This window comes from Lysinibacillus sp. C5.1 (assembly GCF_016350185.1).
Classification (GTDB): Bacteria; Bacillota; Bacilli; order Bacillales_A; family Planococcaceae; genus Lysinibacillus; species Lysinibacillus sphaericus.
Window position 1 is genome coordinate 1,465,438 of the sequence record NZ_CP066226.1, and the last position, 21,465, is coordinate 1,486,902.

21 protein-coding genes and 1 pseudogene are annotated in these 21,465 nt (G+C 34.6%); 9 read left to right on the plus strand and 13 right to left on the minus strand.

The annotated features are described in order from the left end of the window. Nucleotides 1-13: 13 nt before the first annotated feature. Both I5435_RS06895 and guaD read right to left on the minus strand, forming a co-directional pair. Complete coding sequence (locus I5435_RS06895; RefSeq protein WP_025218963.1) at nt 14-1,360, minus strand: uracil-xanthine permease family protein; 1,347 nt, start codon at nt 1,358-1,360, stop codon at nt 14-16. 96 nt (nt 1,361-1,456) lie between these two features. Then, a complete protein-coding gene (gene guaD / locus I5435_RS06900) occupies nt 1,457-2,827 on the minus strand; it encodes a guanine deaminase (protein WP_337983482.1) in 1,371 nt (456 codons plus the stop codon). 527 nt (nt 2,828-3,354) lie between these two features. Between guaD and I5435_RS06905 the strand changes: the two genes are divergently transcribed. Next, entirely contained in the window at nt 3,355-4,548 is a 1,194-nt protein-coding gene (locus I5435_RS06905) for a YbfB/YjiJ family MFS transporter (protein WP_337983483.1), read from the plus strand. A gap of 153 nt (nt 4,549-4,701) precedes the next feature. Next, nucleotides 4,702-5,703: an Rpn family recombination-promoting nuclease/putative transposase gene (locus tag I5435_RS06910; RefSeq protein WP_337983484.1), complete on the plus strand. Its 1,002-nt coding sequence runs from the start codon at nt 4,702-4,704 to the stop codon at nt 5,701-5,703. Between the two features lie 784 nt (nt 5,704-6,487). On the opposite strand, the gene I5435_RS06915 is transcribed toward I5435_RS06910, so the two are convergent. The 5 genes from I5435_RS06915 to I5435_RS06935 form a co-directional block, all read right to left on the minus strand. Then, a complete protein-coding gene (locus tag I5435_RS06915; RefSeq protein WP_024364788.1) occupies nt 6,488-7,366 on the minus strand; it encodes an ABC transporter ATP-binding protein in 879 nt (292 codons plus the stop codon). Between the two features lie 82 nt (nt 7,367-7,448). Continuing rightward, nucleotides 7,449-8,351 (minus strand): hypothetical protein, encoded by a 903-nt coding sequence (locus I5435_RS06920; protein ID WP_025218968.1) that lies wholly within the window; start codon nt 8,349-8,351, stop codon nt 7,449-7,451. A gap of 428 nt (nt 8,352-8,779) precedes the next feature. Then, nucleotides 8,780-9,091, minus strand: coding sequence for a hypothetical protein (locus tag I5435_RS06925; RefSeq protein ID WP_024364790.1), 312 nt, complete (start codon nt 9,089-9,091; stop codon nt 8,780-8,782). 196 nt (nt 9,092-9,287) lie between these two features. After that, on the minus strand, nt 9,288-10,148 hold the full coding sequence (locus I5435_RS06930; protein ID WP_024364791.1) for a YitT family protein: 861 nt from the start codon (nt 10,146-10,148) through the stop codon (nt 9,288-9,290). A 43-nt stretch (nt 10,149-10,191) separates the two neighbouring features. After that, entirely contained in the window at nt 10,192-10,731 is a 540-nt protein-coding gene (locus tag I5435_RS06935) for a helix-turn-helix domain-containing protein (protein ID WP_024364792.1), read from the minus strand. 365 nt (nt 10,732-11,096) lie between these two features. Between I5435_RS06935 and I5435_RS06940 the strand changes: the two genes are divergently transcribed. Together I5435_RS06940 and I5435_RS06945 are read left to right on the plus strand one after the other, a co-directional pair. After that, nucleotides 11,097-11,540 carry a hypothetical protein gene (locus tag I5435_RS06940; protein WP_337983485.1) on the plus strand — a complete coding sequence of 148 codons (444 nt, stop codon included), beginning with the start codon at nt 11,097-11,099 and terminating at the stop codon, nt 11,538-11,540. A 390-nt stretch (nt 11,541-11,930) separates the two neighbouring features. Then, nucleotides 11,931-13,085: a hypothetical protein gene (locus I5435_RS06945; RefSeq protein WP_337983486.1), complete on the plus strand. Its 1,155-nt coding sequence runs from the start codon at nt 11,931-11,933 to the stop codon at nt 13,083-13,085. A gap of 77 nt (nt 13,086-13,162) precedes the next feature. Here the strand turns inward: I5435_RS06945 and I5435_RS06950 are convergent, their stop codons facing one another. The 3 genes from I5435_RS06950 to I5435_RS06960 all read right to left on the minus strand — a co-directional run bounded on the left by I5435_RS06950 (nt 13,163) and on the right by I5435_RS06960 (nt 15,305). Next, the gene (locus I5435_RS06950; RefSeq protein WP_158497867.1) at nt 13,163-13,336 is read right to left on the minus strand and encodes a hypothetical protein; all 174 of its coding nucleotides are present in this window, start codon (nt 13,334-13,336) and stop codon (nt 13,163-13,165) included. Further along, nucleotides 13,320-14,747 carry a recombinase family protein gene (locus tag I5435_RS06955; protein ID WP_337983487.1) on the minus strand — a complete coding sequence of 476 codons (1,428 nt, stop codon included), beginning with the start codon at nt 14,745-14,747 and terminating at the stop codon, nt 13,320-13,322. Before I5435_RS06955 ends, I5435_RS06950 begins: the two co-directional genes overlap by 17 nt. Nucleotides 14,748-15,050: 303 nt before the next feature. Continuing rightward, the gene (locus I5435_RS06960) at nt 15,051-15,305 is read right to left on the minus strand and encodes a hypothetical protein (RefSeq protein WP_337983488.1); all 255 of its coding nucleotides are present in this window, start codon (nt 15,303-15,305) and stop codon (nt 15,051-15,053) included. Nucleotides 15,306-16,194: 889 nt separating this feature from the next. Here I5435_RS06960 and I5435_RS06965 point away from each other — a divergent pair. The 3 genes from I5435_RS06965 (at nt 16,195) to I5435_RS06975 (ending at nt 18,388) form a co-directional block, all read left to right on the plus strand. After that, nucleotides 16,195-16,344, plus strand: coding sequence for a hypothetical protein (locus I5435_RS06965; protein WP_158497868.1), 150 nt, complete (start codon nt 16,195-16,197; stop codon nt 16,342-16,344). Between the two features lie 892 nt (nt 16,345-17,236). Beyond that, nucleotides 17,237-17,383, plus strand: coding sequence for a hypothetical protein (locus tag I5435_RS06970; protein ID WP_158497870.1), 147 nt, complete (start codon nt 17,237-17,239; stop codon nt 17,381-17,383). A 270-nt stretch (nt 17,384-17,653) separates the two neighbouring features. Beyond that, nucleotides 17,654-18,388 carry a hypothetical protein gene (locus I5435_RS06975; protein WP_337983489.1) on the plus strand — a complete coding sequence of 245 codons (735 nt, stop codon included), beginning with the start codon at nt 17,654-17,656 and terminating at the stop codon, nt 18,386-18,388. A gap of 78 nt (nt 18,389-18,466) precedes the next feature. Here I5435_RS06975 and I5435_RS06980 read toward each other — a convergent pair whose 3' ends face one another. Further along, nucleotides 18,467-18,667: a hypothetical protein gene (locus tag I5435_RS06980; RefSeq protein WP_108029657.1), complete on the minus strand. Its 201-nt coding sequence runs from the start codon at nt 18,665-18,667 to the stop codon at nt 18,467-18,469. Nucleotides 18,668-18,685: 18 nt separating this feature from the next. Further along, nucleotides 18,686-19,228 carry a hypothetical protein gene (locus tag I5435_RS06985; protein ID WP_337983490.1) on the minus strand — a complete coding sequence of 181 codons (543 nt, stop codon included), beginning with the start codon at nt 19,226-19,228 and terminating at the stop codon, nt 18,686-18,688. A gap of 457 nt (nt 19,229-19,685) precedes the next feature. Between I5435_RS06985 and I5435_RS06990 the strand changes: the two genes are divergently transcribed. Continuing rightward, nucleotides 19,686-19,859, plus strand: a complete 174-nt coding sequence (locus I5435_RS06990; RefSeq protein WP_141705581.1) for a type II toxin-antitoxin system HicA family toxin — start codon at nt 19,686-19,688, stop codon at nt 19,857-19,859. Nucleotides 19,860-19,908: 49 nt separating this feature from the next. Then, nucleotides 19,909-20,292, plus strand: coding sequence for a type II toxin-antitoxin system HicB family antitoxin (locus tag I5435_RS06995; protein WP_108029660.1), 384 nt, complete (start codon nt 19,909-19,911; stop codon nt 20,290-20,292). Between the two features lie 147 nt (nt 20,293-20,439). On the opposite strand, the pseudogene I5435_RS07000 reads toward I5435_RS06995, so the two are convergent. Beyond that, nucleotides 20,440-21,246: pseudogene (locus I5435_RS07000) on the minus strand (hypothetical protein); the annotation flags it as partial. Between the last annotated feature and the right edge of the window lie 219 nt (nt 21,247-21,465).

The window sequence follows — 21,465 nt, forward strand, 5'->3', positions numbered from 1 at the left end:
CTCCAAACCTTACCTATTTAACATTTGGTAATACTTTATTTAACATAATGGCAACGAGCGCAGCTGTTGCTATTGGAGAGCCGAATAAATATTGTACCGTTGTAGGTAAAGCATATAAGAAATCTTTTGGTAATAGTGTTAACGCTAATGTTAAGATAACAGGAACAGCAATGACGTACATTTCTTTTTCGCCAATATGTTCATTTTTCATTACCTGTAACCCGCTAATGGCGATAATGCCACAGACGATGACAAAGACGCCACCGATCACTGCTGAAGGAATGGCAGAGATTAAGGCAGCCAATTTACCGGAAAAACCGAACAAAATAAACCAAAAACCTGCAACAATAAAGATACGACGGCTTGCAATACCTGTGATGGAAATAACCCCTGCATTTGTTGAATAGCCAGTTACCGGCGTAGAACCGAGTAATGAGGCGATGAAACAGCCAATACCCTCACCAATTACCCCACGATTAATTTGTCTATCTGTCAATGGTTTATCAATTACATTACTTACAGCAAACCATGTACCCGTCGTTTCAGCCATTAAGACAATATAGATAATCACCATTGTTAAAATAGCTGAAAAGTTAAATGTAAAGCCGTAATCTACAAAAGGCAATTGCGGTAAGCTAAACCAATTTGCTTTTCCAACAGCCGATAAATCTAAAATACCCATAATATTTGCAGCGACACAACCGATAAGCAACGCGATAATAACGGAGGCAATACGAAATACTCGACCTTTTTGACGGAATATAGAGCCTAGCATTACGCAGCCAATTAATACGGTAGCTGAAATAAGCGCCAAGTATATGTTTTGGCTAATCGTAGCACCAGCGCCTTCAAAAATATTACTACTTAAACCAACGGGCATAAGGGATAAGCCAACGACGAAAATAATTGTACCGCCTACAATTGGGGGAATAAATGTTTTAACGATTTTGTTGAAAATACCTGTATAACCTAAAATGATGACAAAAATGGCCCCAATCAGGCTTGCACCCAGTACAGCGCTCCAACCAAGTTCGCCACTGCCACTTGCGGCATAGATACCAACTATCGCTCCTAATGGTACATACGAGGGTCCTTGTGCGATTGGAAGCTTCATGCAGAAATGGCTTTGGACAATCGTCGCAATCCCTGCTGCGATAAATGTTGATTGTATTAAAGCACTTGCTTGTCCTGATTGCATGCCTATTAACATCGCGATTAGGAAAGGTACGACATAGACGTCCATGGCCATTACATGTTGTAAACCTAGAAGAGCGGATTGACCGAATGGTACTTTGTCATCGGGTAAAACGGTTAAATGTGCGGTATTACTGTTTGCTAAATTGTTTTTTTGCGTTTCCACTAAGATGCCCACCTCAAATGTTAAGTTTATAAATAAAACGACTTAGTGACCTTCATCTGTTGCTACAGAGAAGGGGAGACCACTGTTTGCGTTAGATTATTCTGTTCTTTCGTGCACTTTAATGCCTTGCACCCATACTTCTCGAATATTTTCAGGACGTACTAGATACATGATTTTTTGGAAGATATCAATCAGTTCTTCTTTGTTATCAAAGATTGGTAGTTTAGCAGATGCTACTTTTGTATCGATTACTTGAACATCCCACGTATAGTTTTCTTGTAAGCGACCAATTGGAAGACTTAAACTTTCACCACCGCCAGCTGTTGCTAAATAGAATGCTTCGTTGATAGTAATGCGCGAATTTGGCACGCCACGTTTGTCTGCAGGAAGTGCTGTATTCACACCATCTTCCAACATTCTAGATGACATTACCGCCTGTCTTGCATTATCAAAAAGACTAGGTGAGAAACCACCTGAAATGTCTGAGCCTAAACCAATATCTACACCTTTTGCATGGAAGCGGGCAATGGGAATAACGCTGTTAGCAAAATAAGCATTTGAAATTGGACAATGGCCGATAGCAGTACCAGTTTCAGCAAATAGTGTGGCATCTTCATCGTTTAAGAAATTACAATGTGCCATAACAGACTTATCACCTAATAGACCAAAATCATGTAAAGCGTAGGCATCATTTTTGTTGAAGCGGTCTTGCACATACCTATGCTCCCAGTCACTTTCACTACAATGAGATTGAATATGTGTATCATACTTAGCTGCCAATTCACCTAAACCTTTTAAAGCACTATCTGTACAACTTGGAATAAAGCGAGGTGTTACAACAGGATACACGCCTTGCTTGGTAGATTTTGCTAATTCTTTAACAGCTAAAATAAACTCTTCTGTATCCGCTAATGCTGTTGCCGTATTTGCATCTCGATAAAATGTAGGGTTTTGTTCAGGGTCATCCATGACAACTTTCCCAACAAGACCACGTTGTCCTTTTGTAGCACAGATTTCAGCTAATAATAGGCTTGCTTCCTTATGAACTGTTGCAAAGTACAACGATGTTGTTGTGCCATTGGCAAGAAGGGTACTTACTAAATCTTCATAGACCTCTTTCGCAAATGCTAAGTCCGAGAACTTCGATTCGATAGGGAAGGTATAGGTGTTGAGCCAGTCATATAGGGGGATGTCTAGAGCAGTACCGGCTTGAGCCCATTGTGGTGCATGGACATGCAAATCGACAAAGCCTGGGAAGAAATACTGGCCATCAGTTAATTGGTAGAAATTTTCTTTCCCTTTATATGTATGTAGTACTGTTTGATAGTCAGGATGCTCTGGCGCAATCGTTTTATCGATTATTCCGTCTGCGTTAATGCAAAACAGGTAGTCTTGTAAAATTTGTACTTCTTTGGAAGACTTACTTGAAAAAGCAGTTCCTTTGAAAATTTGCGTATATTTAAACATAGTTTACACCTCAATGTTCGTATTTTGATATCAGCAGGGAATATTATAGGATAATAAAACTGTAAAGTCTATAAAAAAAACGAATATTTTACTTTTCGCCTGATGTAGAAAGTAGTGGGAAAATGAGGCTTTGCAAATTAATAATCTTTATATAAACTGTAAATGAGAATTATTATCATAGTTTATTGCGAGAAATTCGGAATAAATAGGTGCTATATAAGATTTTTTGGAAATGCCCAAAAGGAGGGGATTGAAAGGACATGCTTGGTAGGAAAGTAAGCCTAGTTATGGGAGTATGTGTTGGTGTTTTTTTGCTTATAGTATTACTTGTTATTAGTTTAAAAGCTAATTATTAAATAAATCGCCTAATCGACGACTCAAGTGTGAATGCTTGGGTCTTTTTTGTAAAAAGAAAAGTGTAAAACCACCTCCCTTTATTATTTTGAATATTGGTAAAATTTATAAATTTAATTGCTTTATTAAGGAGCATTCAGTATCCTTTTATTAACAAAGGGGGAGAGGATGCGATGAATCGTCAACACATTGGTATTTTATTTGGGGGAGTACTATTACTAGTTGTAGCGATGGGGATTAGCCGTTTTGCTTTTACGCCCATTTTGCCGTTTATGCGGGAGGATGTTGGCTTTTCATTTGAGGTTGCAGGCTTTTTAGCATCTAGTAATTATATTGGTTATTTTATTGGGGCATTATGGGCGGGATTTATTTACCGACAGCGGAAACATTTTTTACTGTTGAGTGTGGTATTAAATGTCATTTCTGTTGTGCTTATGGGGCTAATTGAGTTCTATAGTGTTTGGCTTGTTCTACGATTAATTGCAGGGATTACAGGGGGACTTATTTTTGTTTTAACTTCTAGTATTATTATGGATTATTTGGCCAAACAAACGCTCACAAAGTGGTCAGGCTACTTATTTAGTGGTATAGGGCTTGGTATTGCCATTTCAGGTTTATTCGTACCTTTTATTGAAGCACGTTTTGCTTGGCAAGGTACTTGGATTGGCTTAGGCATTTTATCCGCACTATTTTTAGTGATTACATTTCTATTATGGAGAAATTTACAAGTACACGATAGCGTGAAAGTATCGAAAACGGCAGATGCAAAAATGTCGCGGGGTTTTATGCCTTGGCTAATTGCGGCATATGGGTTTGAGGGGCTTGGGTATATTATAACAGGTACATTTTTAGTGGATATTATTCACAACATTCCATCGCTCCAAGCATATTCCTCTTATAGTTGGGTCATTGTTGGTGTAGCGGCTATTCCATCTGCTCCAGTGTGGACAGTACTATTAGAGAAGTTTTCTGCAATAAAAATTTTATTTGTGGCTTACATACTACAAGTGCTAGGGATTTTGTTGCCGGTATTTTCACAAACAGTATGGAGTGTGCTACTGTCTTCATTTTTATTTGGTTTAACATTCGTCGGTATTGTTACGCTAACAACTGCCTATGCTAGACAGCTATTTCCAACACAAAGTGGTCCAGTCGTGTCATTGTTGACAACGTTCTATGCGTTTGGACAAATTATCGGGCCAATTATAGCTGGACAACTTGTGGTCATTTTTAGCAGCTACAAGGCAGCACTCATTTTTGCAGGCAGCATTGTATTGCTAGGGCTAATTGTAATGTTATGCGGTAAGTGGATCGTGTTAAAACAACAAGAGAAGATAGCCAATTTAAACATCCAATCTAATCATTAGTTAAGGGTGCCAGTTAAGGGTGCCTGACACCCGAAATATTCTGAATTGTTTGAGTGCCTGTCACCAGAATTGTTCAAGTGTCAGGCACCTTTTTCGTTTTTTTCTAAATCAAAAAAATGTTATAATTGTGGTAAATCAATTGGAGTGATGCGCATGAGTGTAAATACTTTTCGTAAAATCCCACTTGAAAAATTTATAGATTTAAAAGTAGATTATGCTTTTAAACAATTATTTGGTACGGATAAAAATAAGGCTATTACTATAGTATTCCTGAATGCTTTATTAAATCGTACAGGGAGAAATGCTATTAAAGAAGTTACTTTTATAAGTCAAGAATTTGGTAGTGAACATGTAGATGATAAGCAATCTCGCTTGGATATTTTAGTGAAAACACAAGATGAGTTATTTGTTAATGTTGAAATTCAATTAACCAATCAATACGATATGATGAAACGAACACTGTACTATTGGTCAAGAATTTATACTTCGCAACTGCGTAAAGGGATGGGGTATCATAAATTACGACCGACAATTACTATAAATATTTGTAATTTTACGTTATTTGAACACACAAAAAATTATCATTCTATTTTTCAACTTTATGATAATCAAGATAATTTGAAAATGGATGACGTACTTGAAATACATTTTATCGATATTAATCGATTTATACAGCAATGGTATGCAAAACAATTGGATTCTTTTAAAAATGTCTTGGATAGATGGTTAATGCTACTGGGAATGGTTGATGGACGTAAACAGAAAGTCTATGAAGAAATTTATTTAGAATTGGAGGAGCTTGCCATGAAAGATGAGGAGTTATTCAATGCTATGAATGTTTGGCAAGATTTAAGTCAGTCCCCTGAAGATTATTATGCATATCAATCTCGTTTGAAATATATCCTTGATGAGGCGGCGAAGCTAGAAGATACAAAATATATAGCTGAGCAAGAAGGGCTATTGAAAGGAATAGAACAAGGCATAGAACAAGGTATAGAACAGGGTATAGAACAAGGCATTAAACACGGAGAAAAAAAGGTGCAGAAGGAAATTGCGTTAAAGTTATTGAAGAGAGAAACCAATATTGAAACAATCGCAGAATTAACAGAGCTAACAATTACTGAAATTAACCAGTTAAAAGAATTACTTGATTAAAACTTTAGGTGCCGGGCACTCGAAATTTTCACAATTGTTTGGGTGCCAGGCACTTCTTACATTTTCCTTTTTCGATTCAACATAAAAAAGTATAACCATATTACTAAAATACTATAAATAAAAATCCAAATATATTGCCAATAAAAAATGGCTGGTATTACGTTGATGCTATCATCTGAACTCATCATTTCTAAAGAAAGATGTACTGGAGGTAAGAGCCATAATAGACCCTTTACTTGTAAAATAACGCTTTTTAAAGAGGCGATAGCTAAAGAAATAATTAAGATACTAAGTACACCCCACCAAGAATTTTGTTTATTCTTGACTAGTTCCCTTGTGAAGATGGCAGAGAGTGCAATAGCAAGCATAGAAAGGCTAAAATGAGCTAGGAAACCCAATATGATATGCCATAAACTTGGTCGTTCACCAAATGCACCAATTATTATAGGGTACAACACTGACACACAGCTTAGACAAAAGCCAATTACAAAACAAATCAAATAAAGCGTAACAAAATACACATTTTGCCCTTTAGCATGTAGTATAGTAATGACTTTTTGTCCCTCGTCCTCCGCATGAAATATTGTTACTGTAAACCATCCCATTAGTAAAAATAGAAGAGTCGAAGTAAATGAGTAACTGTCCAATATTGGATTTGGTACAAATGCATAGTTGACTACCGTACATAAAATGAAAATGAAAAAAAGGGGGAATGTATTTATAAGTTCTTATATAATTACTAAATTGATAGTGTAATAAACTTATCATGTATTTAATAAGCCTCCTAGAAATGACTATGAAATTGTTCCTTCTTTGAATTTAGAGGCATAAGCTGTTTAATGGTAGCTTCGTGTTGAAGTAAGGCCAAAAGGGTTTTGTCTGTATCTCCACTGTTTACCGTTACAGTTAGCTCTTGATTGCCATTATTTAATGTGCGCATTTGTTTGATTTGGATAAAGGAAAGTACTGTATCAAGTGATTGGTCGCTGGGTAACTCAAACACTATTAGATTGTTTTGGTTAGAAGCGTCTGTAAATGATTCCAGTTGTACCACTTGGCCGCCTTCCATTAATAAAATCCGATCCACTAGGTTTTCTAATAATTTGGTTTCGTGACAGGTTAATATAATACTATATCCATTCTCTTTTAAAGACAAAAGGGTGTTTTCTAATTCATTTTGGGCACGAGGATCAAGTCCAGATAAAGGTTCATCCAAAATTAGAAGATGTGTTTCTTCAAGCATTGCCTGCATAATCATAATCTTTTGCTTCATGCCTTTTGAAAAATGAGTAATTCGTGTCGACCGAACCTCTTGCATATTGAATAGCTCAAGTAATTGATTTATTTTTTGTTGTAATGGCTTACGAGGTACACCACTTATTTTACCCATATGAAAAAGATACTCTTCGGGCGTAAAGAGTACATGTGGAGGAGTAATTTCGGGGACGTACCCAATTTTTAAAGATTGTACATGACTAGTAACTGCGCCACTATCTGAATCGACGATACCTCCAATAATTTTTAGTAGCGTACTTTTACCACAACCATTCTTCCCTACAAGTGCGACAATTTCCTCTCCATAAATGGAAAATGAAATGTTATCTAAAACTTTCTTTGTTTTATATTGTTTAGAAATGTTTTGAACTTCCATTAACGTATTCATTCGTACACACCTTTTTATTAGTGATTAGTGCCAGTCACTCGAAATTTTCAGAATTGTTTGAGTGACAGGCACGTAAAAAAAATCAGGTACTGTAATATTTATTTAGTGCTGTTTCCAAGCGTTCTTCTAAATGTTGTGAAATATAGCCAACAACAAATTGTTCTTTTTCCATTTCAATTTGCGAGGATTTAAAAATTTTTGCGAAAAACCCTGACTTATTCTCCATAGAGTATTGCTGTAGTGCCTCTGTGCGTAAAGTGGACACGATTTCGTTTTCAATATGACGCTCACGGATTTTTTTGACGATATCTTTGACACTACCTTCTTGTAACTCTACCATTTGCTTTTGGAGATTTTCATTTAGATGTTTCAATTCGGCTGTTTCATTTTGAATTTCCTCTATTTGGCGGCTTGATTCGGAAGAGAGCTCTTGTAGATTTTGCGCTAAAAAATCTTGATTAATCGTAATGTTTAATGTCCCTTGCTTTTCATCTGGTTCCATATGAAATAAACCAGTTTGTATCATTTGCTGAAGGACACTACCTAATACATCGACTTTGTGGGCTAAATTATCCGTAAAATCAAGAGTAGTGGCAGTAATTTGATGTTTAATCTGCTGATGACTGTCATCAATACCTAGCAGTAGTTTTAGACCTTTAACACGGTATTCATCCTTCAAAAGTAGAATCATGCGAAGTCGTAAAATAGCAGGGAGGTCTAAGCGAATATTAGTGGTTTGATGATAAGAGGCGCTATCAAAAATATACTGATCGAAAGGTTTGATATAATAACGCAGCATAGCATCTGTTATTTCAAACCAACCTGCAACTTCTGAAATGCTATAATATTCTTTTTCATGGATATGTGTTAAATAGGCATCACCATAAAGTGTTTCTACTAATGGTGTATGTTGTAGTACGACAAACAATGGATCATGCTGCACAACTCCGAGTACCAACTCTTTTGCATCACTTATTTCTAGCATTACTTCTACACCTCACTTTATTTTTCTTGAACTAAACTCTCTACTAGGTTTCTATTCTTTTAAGTGCAAATGTATGCCTATTTAAAGTAGGATTATTTGATGTTTTTAAGCTTTCTAGCGAGATGGTAGTTTGTTAAATGGAGGAGTGAGAAAACCTTTTTACATTAATGGCGTGCTTCCAACAAACTGAATCAAGAATGGTGGTAAACCAAGGTTTTAGCTAAACACGTAATGCTAGAGCGAATATAGAAGAGTCAATTGAAGTCAGCCATAAAGAAAATCGTGTTGATCAAAACAAAAATATCCATTTACTGGTTATCAAGCCTTTTTCATCTTTTCTTTAATGACCATGAGCTTACAAAATTTAGATTGAAGCTTATGTCCATTATTTATGTAATCTTTATAATATGAAAGCAGTAAGAAAATGCCTACTTTAATAAGAGTGGGTGGATAGAAATCAGATGATTACTCAATAGCTGTTTAGTGAGCATATCTTGCATTTCAGTAAATATAACGTTGTCCTTTATTAGAATTTGCATCTCTGTATACTTATATTGACATTGAAATTCTCGGATATACTGTGTAATAATTGGCAAATTGTCGTTATTTTTAATTTCTACCTCCACAAAAAAAGGCAAAGTTAATTGGGGTGGCGAAAAACAGCCACGGCGAATCCAAATAGCTTCATTTACATAATAACGAATTGGCAATTGGCGATCACTTGCTATAAATAAGTCCATTAAGTTCTCCTTCAAAATGTAAAGTCACAAGTATAAGAATTATTATTATTATAGCTTTTTTAGTTGAAATTGTCTTGAAAGAGCCTTTAGACCAACGCCAGATGTCATTCTTTTCTGTAGTTGCACCCAGGATCTGGATTACAGGGAAAACAACAAATAAAAAGTAAGCAAGAGATGCACTTGCTTACTTTTTGTATTAGTGAATATCGCGTTTTTTGAAATTGCCACCGCGCACTTCTGAAACATCAGAAATGACGACAAACGCACTGCTATCTATGTCTTTAATAATGGATACCAACTTATTTTCTTCCATACGGTTAATAACACAGTTTAATATTTCAGTTGGTTCGTTTGAAAACCCGCCACGCCCTTGTGTATAAGTAACGCCACGCCCTAAACGAGCTTGAATGGCATCCCCAATTTCCTCAGATTTTGCACTGACAACACGGACGTCTTTAGATTTTTCTAAACCAACTTGAATAATATCAATAACATTTTTCGCAATATAGTACGTTAAAGCGGAATATAAAGCACTCTCTAATCCGAAAATAAAGCTTGCCCCTAAGAAAATAAAGGCATTGATAAATAATATAATATCTCCGACTGAAAACGGTATTTTACGTGATAGTAGTACGGCTAATACTTCAGAGCCATCTAAAGCACCACCATTACGTAAAACAATTCCTATCCCAATTCCAAGTAACATACCACCAGATAAAACAATTAATAAAGGATCATTCGGTCCTAAAATCGTTTTAACGTCATGTAATAGAACTGTGGAAATCGATAACGCAGCAATCCCAGCACAGCTCATTAATGCAAATGTTTTTCCTACTTGTTTGTAGCCAATATAGATAAACGGAATATTTAATACAAAGAGTAGCACGCCTAATGGAATTTCAAATAAATGGGCACCCATAATACTAAGACCTGTAACGCCACCATCAATCACATTGTTTGGTATTAATACAGCTTCAAGTCCATACGCTGCGATGATTGCCCCTGTAATAATCATGATAAATTTTCGTATATTTTCAAGTGACTTGCTTTTTTTCATAAATCTTCTCCATTTCCTTACAAATTAAATCCTGTGTTGTTACTTACGATTTTGGAATAATATTTACTGCGATTGTTTTTGTTTCCGTTGTATGGCTTGAATCGGACATATTATAGTATCTCGTTAATAAATCGTTCAAATCATTTTGAAAGTGGTTAAACTGTTCTTTCGTTAAGGATAAGTCCAGTAATGAAAAAGTTGCAGAATCTACGATATGTTCATCTTCTTCACATAAGTTTAAATAATTTTGATACTGAGATAGTAGAGCTAATTGATAGTACGAAATATAGTTGAGTTTTTGCTTTTTCGTTAGTATTGACCAATCCTCCTTACTTATTTTTGCAGCATCTTCATTTAATGCATAAAATTTTTCCGTTACAGAACGTACTTTTCGCTCCTTCACAATTTTAATGATGCTTTCATCCATTAATATTTGAATGTGGCGATATAAAGTAGCTTGCGGTACATCTTTAATAACAGAAATCATCTCTAAGGTACTTAAGCCTTCGTCTGTATTATGCATCAGCGCTTGTAAAATTTTCATTCTCACAGGATGCATTAAAACCTCTGCTTTATTACGCATCTACGAGCCTCCTATATTGAAGAAATGATATGTAGAAAGACTAAACAAATGTTATCATTTTGAGAACATTATCAAAAAATATATTATATTTTTATCCAAATGTACAGTAAAATGCTAACGGAATTTTTTTTAAGCATTATTAAGCTGGGGCAAATGAAATGTAACTCATATTTGACATAACAAACTTATCATAAAAATTAATGCAAAATAGGAGCCCCGACAAATCAGAACTCCTTCAATTCTTACAAATATAAAGGAAGCTAGGTTATCGAAATATTTGTAACTTAGTGGTTTAGTACTACTAGAACTTTTGTATACTTTTTCCGTCTAATGTTAAAATTAACAAATCTAAGGAGGGATAATTTGTGGTTAGTTCGTCTGTAGTGAAAAAATTGGTTGTGCCAATTGTGTACGTAGCCGAATGGATTTTGTTCTTGTATGTTCTACTCTGCATTGTTGTTTTCAATTTGGTGAATTTGACAAATGTTATTGCTGTAGATATGGCTTGGGAGGAACCTATTAACTTTACAGCATCTTTCATTAACGCAATGATAGTAGTGTTGGGTATAGGCTTAATTTGTTTCTTTTACATCAAGTTTTTAGCAGGCAGTAGAGCATATAAACGCTTCAAAGAAGTGGTATGGGGCGTTTTATTCGGTATAAATACGGTAAGTTGTGTCATTTGTGGGAGCATCGTTTATGGTTTTAATTTCATTCATGCTGATGGAATAATACTGTTAACCACTGCTTTTATTAGTGCACTTTTAACAATGCAAATTATAATGAAACAAGATTTTGAAGGTCAGTAAAAAATAATTTAGGTTGTTCAAAACATAATAATCTCCCTTTACTAAATAAACTGTATGGAGACGCATAGCAAATAATCGAGTAAGGGTATCTACGCAAAAATTTTAATCGAGGTTGATTCTTTAGCTAGTGCGTTTTCACACTCATATTAATTCAAATCCTATTGCATCAGCATAAAAAGCTATAATTAAATAATACATTGGTAAAGTTTCGCTATATTAAAATACTAATAATAACCGTGAAAGTATATTGTAATAAAATGTACTGAATTATAGTTAATTTTGAAGTATCTAATTTAATAAACTTTTTTTGCTAATTAATGAAACATTTTCTGTAGAAAAAGCGTATAAGTATTAGTAACACCAATCTATATAATTAAGGGGAAATAAAGTATGAAAAAACCATTTAAAAAAACTTGGATGATTGCATCAGCATTTACACTAGGGATGGCTATCCTAACACCACTTCAAGCGGGAGCTACAACATTAGAAACAAAGGATAGTAATATTAATGTTCAATTAGAACAAAAAATATCCGGCACTATTAAAGAAGTCTTCGGCGATGGCATGAACTTGAAAGGAATAGATGGTAAAAATTACTTTATTAGTTTTAGTAAATTTTCTACTGAACAAATTGAGAAAATGAACTTAGTAGTAGGACAAGAAATTTCTATAGAAGGTAAAGTAGTAGACGATTATTCAGACTTTTATACATTTGAAGTGTATAAAAAAGACCTTCCTAAAGAGGTAACTAAGGAAGATTTAGGAAAATTGGAAAAGTTGTTTAACGAAATTAAAAAGTTAGAAAAAGAAGCGTCAGTTGAGGTTGAAAAAGAAGTAACAGAAGAAGAGCTTGAAAAGAAATATGAAGAAATGGAAAAAATTTATGACGAAATGTATAAAATTACAAAACCTTATATATTAGCAAATTGGGAACCAGAGACTTTTGAACAATATTTAGAAGGCTTTGGGTTTAGTGAGGGAAATATAGCTATTAAAGAAAATGATAAAAAACAGCTTCAAGCTATTTATGAAGAGTGGGTAAAGCTTGAAAAAAGTGGTGATGAAGAAAAAGCTAATTTAAAATATGAAGAGTTGTATACAATCCTTCAACCATATCTTGATGAATTATACCCACCACAAACGTTTGAAGAATACATGGAAGGAATGGAATTAGACATTCCTGCTGAAACGATGGCGAAGTTAAAAACGTTATATGAAGATGCACAAAAAGCTGAAAATGATGAGAATATTGAGTTGTCTGAAACGGCATGGAATCAATTCCATGATCTTCTTAGTCAATTCATCGAGCCGTTAACATTTGAAGAATACATGTCTGATTATGACTTCGAAGTTAGTAAAGAAGATAAAGAGCAATTAAAAAAATTGTATGAAGAAGCCATGAAACTTGATAATGAAAAGGCTGACGAAAAATGGGAAGCGTTTTACAACATTCTAGAACCTTATTTTGCTTTAAATAAAGAAATTCTATTCTTCGCTTCTAAACTAACAATAAACAATCAAGATTATCTTCCACAATCAGAATAATCGTAACCATAAAAAATAATTCAGCCATCTGCTAGTAATCGACAATCGATAATAGTAGATGGCCTTTTCTATAAGATTTATAGTAAAAACATTGCGACAATGGTCGTTACAATAAGACCTATCGCTACAGGTAATAAATTGCGCCTTGCAAGCTCAAATGGACTTACATTGCAAATCGCAGCTGCTGGAATGAGTGCCCATGGAATAAGTGTACCGCCACCAATAAAAGACATATTATTTAGCTGTAACAATGGTTATTTCTCTAGCTTGTTTACTGCTCCTATAATCATCCTTTGTATCCACGACTATTTGTTCGAAGATGGTGGTCATTAATTGTTTGCGTTCGTAATCATCGGCATTGATCCATAGGGTATCAATATTGCGAATAATGGCCCGAATTTCCTCATGATGTCGATCGTCCAGCAGCTGTATCTTTTTTAAACTTGCTTGAATTTCTTTTTCTTTGTTACGCAATTTTTCGCTGTCTCGAATTAACTCATCAATACCAATAATATCATGTTCAAACATCGTTTTTTTCTTGTGTAAAAGCTTTTGCACAACAGCTAATTCCTGTTGTAATGCAGTCAATTGTGCCGCTGGAAAGCTAGCATCACCTTCATTACTTGTAAAATGGCCACCGACCAAGTCATCCCATTGTGCAAAAATGGCTTGCACTAAATTACTTTCTAAAATCATATGACTAGTACAAGCTTTACCAGCTTTCTTACCAGAACATCGATATGTTTTTTTCTTGCCTGCTTTATGACCAGCCATCGAATGCCCACAACGTGCACACTTTAAAAGTGAAGAAAAGTAGTAATTACTCGTTTCGCGCTTTCCACCTAATGTTCTACGCTTATCTAACAAATCTTGTAGTGCCCAAAACTCATCGCGATCGATAATACGCTTATGATTACCTTCAAATAACACCCGTTCACGCGGTGGTTTTTTTATGTCTTTTGGATTTAAGCTAAACATTAAATAACCTGCGTATGTCGGATTATTGGCAATATCCCGCACACTATCGACATGCCATTGCCCGCCTTTTCGAGTAGGGACGCCTTTACTGGTTAATTGCTTGGCAATTGTGTAAAACCCCAATGTTTTTGCTAATGTAAATATATCCCTAACAATTTGAGCCTCTTCTTCATCCATCATTAATGCACCATTTACTACTTGATAGCCATAGGGAGGGGTGCCACCTTTCCAGTAGCCCAACTTCACTTTCTTTTCCATGCCTAAACGCACCCGTTCAGCGGTATTTTCCCGCTCCCATTGCGCAATCGCCGCTACCAACGTAATAAACAAACGTCCCATTGCATTAGTCGTGTCGTACACTTCCGTAGCCGATTTAAATTTACATTCATATTGGTCTAATTCAGCCAATATCGTATGTAAATCAGGCACAGAGCGAGTTAAACGATCCAGCTTATAGACAAGTAAAACATCAATGCCCCCTTGCTGAATGCGCTGCAACATTGCTTGAAAATGGGGGCGATTTAAATCTTTAGCAGAATAGCCATCATCGACGTAAGGCGCCTCAACAATGTCCCAACCTTGTGAAACACAATAAGCCTCTAATTTTTCAATTTGTGCAGCAATCGAAAACCCATGCTTCGCCTGTTCGTCGGTGCTAACGCGAACGTAGATAACGCATTTCATAAGTATGTCACTCCCACTCTTAGCGTTATTATTTCTAAGAACGAATAACAATTTTATAACTGACTTTTACACAGATACTAAAATGCCTGCAACGAAAGAGCCTTTATATAACATAATTTATTACGAGCATCCTATGTTTAAGACTATACTTCGGTTAATGTCACAATTATTCTAAAACGATGTGGGACAATAAGTAGCATGATACAGAAACAAGAATGGTTTATTTTAATGGAAGGTTGTCATAATGAAAGTGGGATTTGAGTCAATGTACATAACAGAAGAATGATTGAAGGTTTAAATTAATTAGTTTATCCAGATATTTTCAAATGTTTGTGCTTCGAGTTGAAGTGCTTGAAGAATTTTAGGGTTTACTTGCGTGGCTACATGTAATTTAGCTGTTTTCACGTTTAATACAGCAAATACAATGTTTGGTGGATAAGGGTCTTTCGATTGTGCTTCTAACATTAACGTTAGGATTGGTTGAATGTTGCGTTCATTAATTTTTTCTGTATTTCCTTTAAAAAATAATTTTATTAAATGGGGTACGCCGTCTATCACTAAACCGATTTCGGGAGATGAACGGACTACTAAGCCATTAGTAGATGTCCACAGGGATTTAGGTGGATCAAACCATTCAATTTTCTTGTTCCGTGTAAATTTTTTAAATGCCTTTATTGCTTCGGTATAGGAATTGATTTTTCGTTCGTGAACTTCAGTTAGTAAGGTATCTAAATGATCAAGAGATTGATTTTGCTATAGCACCATTTAATACGCTCTCGCAACTGCTTCCAATGATCTTTTACTGGATGATACTCGCCTTGATTTTTAATTTCATTAATTTTGTTCATCTTTGCCAGCATGGTTTGCCTAACGGTGAAATCGATAAACTGTGTTAAACCAACAGACATTTGCTCTTTTTCTGTTGTTTTAATTTTCAGTCACCTTCCTTTCTACAATCATTTTAACAGAAAGGTCCATAAATGGGGACCTTAAATTCATTTAGGGTACCAAAAATCAATGCAGCCATTTCATTGATGCAGTGCAATACGTTTTAAAGGAGGTACAGCGATGTTGAAGAATTGGCACAAATTAGATCAGAATTATTTAAATATAAAATGGGTCAAAAAGAGCTTGCGAAAATGGTCGGTAGATCGAGGGCGTAAAGATGGTCCAAGGGCTCAGGAACACATTAAACATATTCATAAAATTCTATGTATTTAAAATTCATAACTAATGCTGAAGCTGTTAGAGGCTTCTAGTAAGAATCAAAAGGATATTTCTATGAACACAACCAACTTAAAATGGCGAGCAATGTCAGATGATGAGAAACAAGCTGAATTGATAAAGAAAATGAAAGGAACGCATACCTATTAATCTAAATTACAATTTGTCTTAACGAAAGTGACAAGCCCATTCGACATATTCTGATAAAAAAGGAGTGTTGGATATGAGGAGCGTAAAGATGACGGAAGAAAAGGTTCGCAAATTGTTACCGATCATTGAAAGTATTCTTTCACGGGAATATGGAAGGAAGGTAACATTAAAGGATCTAACTGTTGGTGGTATTACGGTTTATAAGGACGATTGCGCGAAATAGCGCAGTCACTAGAATTATGGGAAAGGGTTAAAGCATTTTAGCATGATTGGATAGTCACAACTTAGGAGGGATTTAAGATGAAATCAACCGGTATTGTTTGTAAAGGAGAAGAATCCGATGTGGGGGGAAGAAGAAGCAATGTCGATATTATCGAATATAAGAAAAAAAGAAGTCACATTTAACAAAGTGTGGCTTTTTTAGTAAACCAAATGAGAATCAGCTTAGAAGTAATAATAACATTTATTTATAAGAATATAGTATTAAGAACTAATTCAAGTTGTTAATATACATATATTGGTGAATAATTAATTAAGTAAATATTATATTAAAATGAGGTGATTTTAGTTGAGTAGTAAAAAAAATATAATAAAAAATAGAGTGCTTTGGGCGTCTGTTTTTTTCTTTGTATCATTATTACTTATTATGAAGCTACAAACAAATTTAAATTTGTTAATAATTTTTATTGCAATAATTATTTCTGCGTTATTTTTCTTATTTAATTATCCTTTGAAAAACAAAAAATAAAATGATGTTATATTCCCTTATATAGATAATATAACAATTAAAACCAAAGATGAATTATTTAAAATTATTAGTAGCAATCGCTATGTTTTCTATTCTAGGGGTATTTACTGAAAATACTAATGCAAGAGAATACGATGAAAGCTAGAACTTAGAAGAAGAAATTGCATTAATGGAAGATTCCTTAGAGTTAATTTATGAGAAAGGTGTAGTTACTAACGAAAAAGGTTATTTCTTAGGGTATATATAGAGGGGTTTTTGAAAATGTATTAAGTAAGTACGATGATTATGAAGGGGTCACTACAATCAAATCGATATTTCTGAAAAACCTCAAATCGGTACTAGAGCTGTAGTTTGTGGATGGCATTTAATGAGACCAACAGTAGAATTTACAACAGCTCAAAATAAATGTATCTCTAACGGTATAACTTCTAGTTATGGTTATATAGCTATAGCTAGTACTATTGCAAATTTAATTGCAGATAAAGAGTTTAAATTGGCTACAGAATATTATTAAAGTTTTAAAATCATGGAAATATCCAATTAAAATAATAATAGTTTCTATATAATAAATTCTCTTTTAAACAATAATTAGTATAAGAGAAATATTAATTACTGTAGATGTGGAGGTGAAAATTTATTCTAAAAGTTGGAGTAACACAATTGAAATTATGATGATAAAAAATACTATTTTTGTTAGATTTTTGACAACCTATATTTCTATTGATAAAATATTACGATATTAGTAGATAAAGTAAGTAATATAAAGCAGAGTAGGAGGAGCATAATGAAAAAATTATTTTTTGTGTTATTAGCAGCGATGGTATTTGCGATTGTGAATCCAACAAAATCAGAGGCTATTAGATATGATGGCGCAGAAGTATATAAAGATCAAACGGGGAAAATGACGTTTACCAAAGACATTAAGATTTATAAGAAAAATGAAGACGGTACATTTGATTCGTTAGTGGTGAAACGCAATAATTATTTTAGAACGTATGAAATTGAAAAATATGATGGCAAAACCTTTTATCAAATGGGGCCATATCGAGTACAAGCAACCAATCTAGTAGTTTTTAAAGAAATACCGATGAAAATTCGCGCATCTTTCTATGCAAATGTAACGTATATCAATATCAATCGTAACAGTGGCGAATATGGTAAAATCTTTACGGAATGGCGTGATACTTCCATATCAGATATGAATGGTGATCAAATGTTACGATATTGTGAGGACACTGGAAATGGTTTAAAGTGCGAAAAGCATTATCCTGGTTCAGATATGAAAGTTCTTGATACAAAATTTAAAAAAGCCGGTGTTCGTTATGAAGTAACGGAAGACTCAGAAGCGAAAACCTATCCATTAGAAGGTTCCAAAACGGAAAAAGCGATGCCAAAAGGAAGCATAGTTTATTCAGTAAGTGATTCCATTAATGCTTACCTATGTGTAAAAGAAGACTTGGAAGCAAAAGATGAACAATGTACGTGGCTTCCTATTGGAATTTTAAAACCGATTTATTAACGTGCTGACATAGTAGAAAATGCATATTTGTATCGTTTTAAAGCCCAGGTACTCGATTGTTGAGCCTGGGCTTTATTGTTAGCTTATTCTTTTTTTTTTCGTTTTAATTTGATAAGTAATACCAAACACTATGTTAAAAATTAAACAAAAATTTAACGGATTTAATAAAGCCCAAAGTAAACTTGATTCTAATGCTAAAAGCAATAAAATCCACAAAATCAAGCAGACATAATAGGCCAATATCATGGGTAAACAAAAAACTTTATCTAAATCCAGCATACAATTTCCTCCTATATACTAATCAAAACAAGAGGACGCTGCACCTGACATTGCTCCGCCTGCTGCACCTATAATAGCTCCTCCAGCAGCACCTACCGCATTTCCGATAACAGGAAGAACGGATCCGACACCAGCTCCTACCCCTAAGCCACTTAATGCACCAAGATAATACCCGCCAAGAACACCTAGTGTACATTTCCATTTAGAACGAGCCAATCTAGTCGTATGAACCGATTGTTCATCGTTATGTAATTCTATAATCAGTCCATTAGCAACTGATTTATAAATTAAATGCACCTCATTACCATGACTATCTATCGCTTGAGTTGGCAGTATTTCTGTATAATCACCTTTTGTAACCATTATATTCCCAGCTTCATCATTTTCAATTTTTGCGTCTTCATTTAACAAATCTAAACGCATGGTACTTTCATTTAAAATGGTAATGGCAAAATCGTTTTTCTGTTCAGCTGCAGAAACAGTGGATGCAGGTAAGCCAATATTTGCCGTGAAAAAGAATAAGAGAACCAAACAAGTCAGCATAAAAAATAATTTCCTCATTTGTATAAAGCCTCCTCTAATATTCTGATTATTCTATATTTTAAATAAAAAACATAAAACTGAAAATATAAAATACAAAATTGTAACAAAAAAATTTGTTTGGTTTTCAATAGAGAATACTTTAATGGATACATATTTTTAAATAGCATGAAACAGATTGTTTGAATAATAAAAGGGTATTGTTCATTAAATTGTGTAATTAATATAAACACAAAAATATTTGAACTATGCAAAGCGATTAATGAACATGGTGTTGCGTTTCTGCTCGTCCTTCAAAATCCAAAAAAAATGAGCATAATCGTAGCAATAACAACGGCTACATATAGTGAAATGGCGATGAACATAAAAAATAATCGCCTGCATAAAATTTTAGTTATACGTAAACAATACGTATAAATTCATTGACTCCTTCCTTTTTGATACGTATAATACACGTATAGCGGAAAGGGGTTAAAAAATGAAAAAGAGAGAGTTAGAGAAACGCTTCTCGGCTAAAGGGTGGGAATTTTTGACCCATGGTGGTAAACATGATATATGGGTGTCACCAACAGGCAAGAAAGAACAAATCCCTAGACATAGAGAAGTTGATGAAGGTTTAGCAAAAGGGCTCATTAGAAAGCACAACCTGTAAAAGGGTTGGCTTTCAAGCCCAATAAAATAGAAACGAAAGAAGGTAGAAAATGAAAAATGTTGTAGTTTATCCTGTGGTTATTTCACCCCTATCAGCAGACGGTTTTCACTTAGTGACAATTCCTGATATTGACGGGATTACCCAAGGGGAAACTATTGCTGAAGCTATTGAGTATGCAAGGGATTATATAGGTAATGCTATAGCTTTTGCTGATGAACCAATAAATAAACCGAATACTGTTTCTTTTACACCAAAAGAAAATGATATTGTAACACTTGTAGATATTGATATAGAAGCACATAAGAAAGCTTTAGATTTAACACCAGTTAAAAAAACGTTAACTATTCCTAGCTATTTAAATGATTTAGGTATGAAACAAGGTATAAACTTTTCCCAAACTTTAACGGATGCTTTAAAAGACAAATTACTATAATAAATATACAAATTAGCATAATAAATTTACGAATAATTTAACTCTCTCTTTTTATTTTCGGCTTGATCATTTCAAGCCGTTTTTTTATTTTTTTCGAATTCTTTCCGTTTTGCTTTAAATTGATACCTTGTATTAGAAGCCCATTTTTTATATGTCTTCCATTGGTGGCAGTGTACCGCCACCAACCCAAATTCCAGTGATCTGTCCGAGTGCGGTTAGGGTTGCTGTACCTCCTCCAATCGCATTGCCAAATAAGCTACCTATTGACCCAGCTAGCGAAATGCCAGAGAATCCCGAGCCGTCTAAACCTGTAATGGCACCTACGATCGCAAGGGTCACGACCGCAATTTCTTTCGTTAATGGTACAACGGCGGCTAAGCCGACACCAAGATCATTGACAATGCCATGAGAAGCGGAAGGGAGGTAGTCACCGATAATTTTGGTGAATCCGGAGTCACCAAGATAGAAGAAAGCTGCTATGGGGATAACGGGTCCAAATACTTTAAATCCAAATTGGAATCCTTGAATTAAATAATCTGTTGATTTCTCAAATCCTTGTTTTTTATGTGCAACAAGACAGAGCACAAACAATATAAAGACAGCTGTCCCACCAATTAGAGCAGTAGCGTCACCGCCTTGCAGTTTTAATACCGACATCGCAATAACATCGAGCAAAAAGGTGAATGGAATAAGCATCGCAAAAAATCGTTTTTGTCCACGGGTAAGCAAATGTTCATCTGTCACTTGTTCTATACCATCATTCGTTACAGATGAAGTTGTTAACTGAAGAGTGCCTCGCTTCATATCACGTTTTAATAAGATAAAAGCAGCTATCGTCGTCACAAGACCCATCGTCATAACAAGCGGAATACTGGCTGAAACAACATCCCCTACTGGAATACCTGCTGCATCTGCAGTCAATTTTGGAGCGCCTTGAATCACAATATCACTAGAAAACGTTTCTTTCCAAGCTTTATAAGTAAGGGACTTTGTCACTTAGAACATTAATAGCAAACATCTAGTCTACAATCAACATCAACGATTAATACATATTAAAGAATGTCATATAAAATTAAAACTCTTCTGTAACAAAGCCCATCTTAAAGGGTATGTGTTCAACTTAGGTTTAAAGAAATCTATCCTTCTTTAGTAATAAAAAAATAAGGGTGCGAT

Bases quoted from the DNA above. Each gene is read 5' to 3' on its own strand.
- guaD (WP_337983482.1), bottom strand. From the start codon at position 2,827: ATGTTTAAATATACGCAAATTTTCAAAGGAACTGCTTTTTCAAGTAAG.
- I5435_RS06905 (WP_337983483.1), top strand. From the start codon at position 3,355: ATGAATCGTCAACACATTGGTATTTTATTTGGGGGAGTACTATTACTA.
- I5435_RS06910 (WP_337983484.1), top strand. From the start codon at position 4,702: ATGAGTGTAAATACTTTTCGTAAAATCCCACTTGAAAAATTTATAGAT.
- I5435_RS06915 (WP_024364788.1), bottom strand. From the start codon at position 7,366: ATGAATACGTTAATGGAAGTTCAAAACATTTCTAAACAATATAAAACA.
- I5435_RS06920 (WP_025218968.1), bottom strand. From the start codon at position 8,351: ATGCTAGAAATAAGTGATGCAAAAGAGTTGGTACTCGGAGTTGTGCAG.
- I5435_RS06925 (WP_024364790.1), bottom strand. From the start codon at position 9,091: ATGGACTTATTTATAGCAAGTGATCGCCAATTGCCAATTCGTTATTAT.
- I5435_RS06930 (WP_024364791.1), bottom strand. From the start codon at position 10,148: ATGAAAAAAAGCAAGTCACTTGAAAATATACGAAAATTTATCATGATT.
- I5435_RS06935 (WP_024364792.1), bottom strand. From the start codon at position 10,731: ATGCGTAATAAAGCAGAGGTTTTAATGCATCCTGTGAGAATGAAAATT.
- I5435_RS06945 (WP_337983486.1), top strand. From the start codon at position 11,931: ATGAAAAAACCATTTAAAAAAACTTGGATGATTGCATCAGCATTTACA.
- I5435_RS06955 (WP_337983487.1), bottom strand. From the start codon at position 14,747: ATGAAATGCGTTATCTACGTTCGCGTTAGCACCGACGAACAGGCGAAG.
- I5435_RS06965 (WP_158497868.1), top strand. From the start codon at position 16,195: ATGAGGAGCGTAAAGATGACGGAAGAAAAGGTTCGCAAATTGTTACCG.
- I5435_RS06970 (WP_158497870.1), top strand. From the start codon at position 17,237: ATGAGACCAACAGTAGAATTTACAACAGCTCAAAATAAATGTATCTCT.
- I5435_RS06975 (WP_337983489.1), top strand. From the start codon at position 17,654: ATGAAAAAATTATTTTTTGTGTTATTAGCAGCGATGGTATTTGCGATT.
- I5435_RS06980 (WP_108029657.1), bottom strand. From the start codon at position 18,667: ATGCTGGATTTAGATAAAGTTTTTTGTTTACCCATGATATTGGCCTAT.
- I5435_RS06985 (WP_337983490.1), bottom strand. From the start codon at position 19,228: ATGAGGAAATTATTTTTTATGCTGACTTGTTTGGTTCTCTTATTCTTT.
- I5435_RS06990 (WP_141705581.1), top strand. From the start codon at position 19,686: ATGAAAAAGAGAGAGTTAGAGAAACGCTTCTCGGCTAAAGGGTGGGAA.
- I5435_RS06995 (WP_108029660.1), top strand. From the start codon at position 19,909: ATGAAAAATGTTGTAGTTTATCCTGTGGTTATTTCACCCCTATCAGCA.